The 3,397-nt window shown below is 70.3% G+C and carries 3 protein-coding genes; 2 read left to right on the top strand and 1 reads right to left on the bottom strand.

Annotation, left to right across the window (positions count from 1 at the left end; genetic code table 11):
- On the bottom strand, positions 1-382 hold a 382-nt coding region (locus GT354_RS00625; protein WP_161354160.1), incomplete at its 3' end, for a helix-turn-helix domain-containing protein.
- Between the two features lie 1,069 nt (positions 383-1,451).
- On the opposite strand from GT354_RS00625, the gene ectA reads away from it, so the two are divergent.
- Together ectA and ectB are read left to right on the top strand one after the other, a co-directional pair.
- Entirely contained in the window at positions 1,452-1,949 is a 498-nt protein-coding gene (gene ectA, locus GT354_RS53255) for a diaminobutyrate acetyltransferase (RefSeq protein ID WP_346011766.1), read from the top strand.
- A 260-nt stretch (positions 1,950-2,209) separates the two neighbouring features.
- Positions 2,210-3,397: diaminobutyrate--2-oxoglutarate transaminase (gene ectB, locus GT354_RS00635; RefSeq protein WP_161354159.1), on the top strand; the 1,188-nt coding region annotated here is incomplete at its 3' end.

Consider the following 3,397-nt stretch of genomic DNA (forward strand, 5'->3'; position numbering starts at 1 on the left):
CGCCGACCCGCTCCAAGGCGTCCGCGAGGATGTGCCCGGCCGTGTCGTACGCCCGCGGCGGCAGACTCACGCTCGTCTCGGCCGCACTGCGCCGATACAGCTTCGCCGGCCGACCCGCACCCGGCCCGGAGCGGCCCGCCGGCCGCGCGAACTCCGTCACGAGCAGGCCGGCCTCGACGAGCTTGTCCAGGTGGAACGCGGCCAGCGTGCGCTGGATCCCGACGGCTTCCGCCGCCTCCCCACGCCCGACCGCACCCGTCGCGGCGACGACGTACCGGTACAACGCGCGACGCAACGGATCGGCCAGGACACCGAGCGCATCGAGCGCGTCGTCGTCACCGGGCGCAAGCGCGTGCCCGGGCCGGGCCGAGTCACCCGGCAGGGCCGAGTCACCGGGCAGGAAGGAGTCACCGGGCGCGGACGAAGCGGAAGGTTCGGGCACACCCAGAGTTTAGGTGAGCCTCCGCCCCGACCCCCGGGGCACCTGTTTCCCTTGCTGCCCCGCTCCCCTTGCTGCACCCACCCCCCGATGCACCCGGCCAACTCAAGCCGACAGCAGGGCACTTACCTCGCGGCGGCGCAGCCTCGGGCTCGCCGCCACGGGCCGGTTCGGTGCCCTTGGCCCCCGCGCGAACCGGCACCGAACCGGCGCTCGTCCACGCTGCCGCGGGGTCCCGCAGGGGCCGATTCCGGCAGCCGTCCAGTGCGATCGAACCGCCCCCGTACGGCCTCGCGCGGCGGCCCCGAACGCCGCTCGGCCGCTCGAAGTCCCAGCAAATCCCGTGTCCGCGCCCGAAATCGACCCCCGCCCGCACACATGAGGACTCTCACATTCCGCTCCGCGCGGCGGCCGTTGCACGGCCCGGACGTGATGTGCAACACGGTAAGCAAGTGGTATCGAACGGTTGTAGAGGGTCGGATCCAGGAAGATCACGTCTCAAGGGCACTCGAAAGCGGAAGATCACCGGTGGATCGACCTCTCGACCGGATAGATCACTCAAGGCATGTGGCCCGTCCCAACCGTTCCGCCAAACCCGCAGGTTTGCGATTCGATCGGTGGGCAACGCGTACGTGCGCGCTCGAAAGCTACGTGTCGAACGGCATTCGCGGAAGACCCATGGGTCCCGGCCGGTTGGCGGCGGTGGGTAGGTTCGATCGGCATGTTCACCGATACCGACAGGCGAGATCGAGAACAAGCCCGAGAAAGAGCCGCAGCAGGCGTCCGAGAGAGCACCGAGGACGGGCGCAGCGCCGAGGAAGGGCGCGAAGGCCGCGAAGGGCGCAGGGACCGAGACCGCGAACAGCACCGAGCGCCCGACCGTCCGCAGCATTCGGGGTCTGCCGTCACGGGACCCGGCGTCACGGGACCCGCCGTCACGGCACCCGCCGTCACCCGGCCCGATGTCACGCACCCCGATGTCACGCACCCCGGTGTCACCCGTCCCGGTGATATCGGGACCGCCGTCACCGTCGACGCGCCACAGGTTCGCGACGGTGCCCGGTTGTGGCGGCTGGCGCGGGACAGCAGGACGTTGGATCTCAACTCCTCGTACAGCTATCTGCTGTGGTGCCGTGACTTCGCGCAGACGTCGGTCGTGGCGAGGCAGGCCGACGGCGAGATCGTCGGCTTCGTGACCGGTTACGTACGCCCCGACCTGCCCGACAGTCTGATGGTGTGGCAGGTGGCCGTCGCCGAGAGCGCCCGCGGCCGGGGCGTCGCCGCGCACATGCTGGACACACTCGTCCAGCGCCGGCTCGGCCACGGTCAGCGCTACGTGGAGACCACCATCACGCTGGACAACGCCGCGTCGATCGCGCTGTTCACGGCGCTCGGGCGGGACCGCGACGTCCCCGTCCGGCGGACCGAGCTGTTCGCGGCTCAGGAGTTCCCGGACGGGCACGCGGGAGAGGACCTGTTCCGGATCGGCCCGTTCGCGGCCCAGCCGTAACGCCCCGGCGACCCCGGCCCCGGCGATCCCGGGCCCCCGAAACCCCCGGCGCGACCCCGCACACCACAGCGACCCCGCACACCGCAGCGATTCCACACACCGTGGCGTCGTTGCACACCGCGCCGACCCCGACCGCGGCGACCCCAGACAGGAGGCGGTGACCCTCCGTCAGGCGCAAGCCGACGGCTTGTCACCTTCCGGCGCCCAGCCGCCGTTCCATCGGCCCCGGACACTCCTCACCCACCCAGCCCTGGAGAAACGTGACTGTTTTCGAAACTCTCGAGTCCGACGTGCGCAGCTACTGCCGTGACTGGCCCACCGTGTTCACGCACGCACGCGGCAGCCGGCTGTACGACGAGCAGGGCCGCAGCTACCTGGACTTCTTCGCCGGCGCCGGCGCGCTCAACTACGGGCACAACAACCCGCGGCTCAAGCGCGCGCTCCTCGACTACATCGAGAGCGACGGCATCACGCACAGCCTGGACATGTCCACGGCGGCCAAACGGACCTTCCTGGAGCGCTTCGACGAGGTCGTCCTCAAGCCCAGGAACCTCGACTACAAGGTGCAGTTCCCCGGCCCGACCGGCGCCAACACCGTCGAATCGGCGCTCAAGCTCGCCCGCAAGGTGACCGGTCGCGAGGCCGTGATCGGGTTCACCAACGCGTTCCACGGCATGACGCTCGGCGCTCTCGCGGTGACCGGAAACGCGATGAAACGCGCGGGAGCCGGCATCCCGCTCGTGCACGCCACCCCGATGCCGTACGACAACTACTTCGACGGGCAGATGCCCGACTTCATGTGGCTGGAACGGCTGTTGACCGACAACGGCAGCGGCCTGAACCTGCCCGCCGCGGTGATCGTGGAGACCGTACAGGGCGAGGGCGGGGTCAACGTCGCGCGCTTCGACTGGCTGCGCGGGCTGGCCGAACTGTGCACCCGGCACGGCATTTTGCTGATCATCGACGACGTCCAGATGGGCTGCGGGCGGACCGGCCCGTTCTTCAGCTTCGAGCCCGCCGGGATCACCCCCGACATCGTCTGCCTGTCGAAGTCCATCGGCGGCTACGGCATGCCGATGGCGCTCACCCTGTTCCGCCGTGAACTGGACGTGTGGGAGCCCGGGGAGCACAACGGCACCTTCCGCGGCCACAACCCCGCGTTCGTCACCGCCACCGCCGCCCTCGACTTCTGGGCCGACGGCACGATGGAGAAGCAGACCCTGGCCAAGGGCGAACTGATCGAACGTCACCTCGCCGACATCGCCGGCGAACACGCCGCGCTCGGCGCCTCCCAGCGCGGTCGCGGCCTGGTTCGCGGCCTCACCTTCGAGGATCCCTCGCTCGCCGGCTCGGTCTGCGCGCAGGCGTTCGATCGCGGCCTCCTCGTGGAGACCTCCGGCCCCAAGTCGGAGGTGGTCAAGCTGATGCCCGCGCTGACCACGAGCGAG

This window comes from Streptomyces sp. SID3343 (genome assembly GCF_009865215.1).
Lineage (GTDB): Bacteria > Actinomycetota > Actinomycetes > Streptomycetales > Streptomycetaceae > Embleya.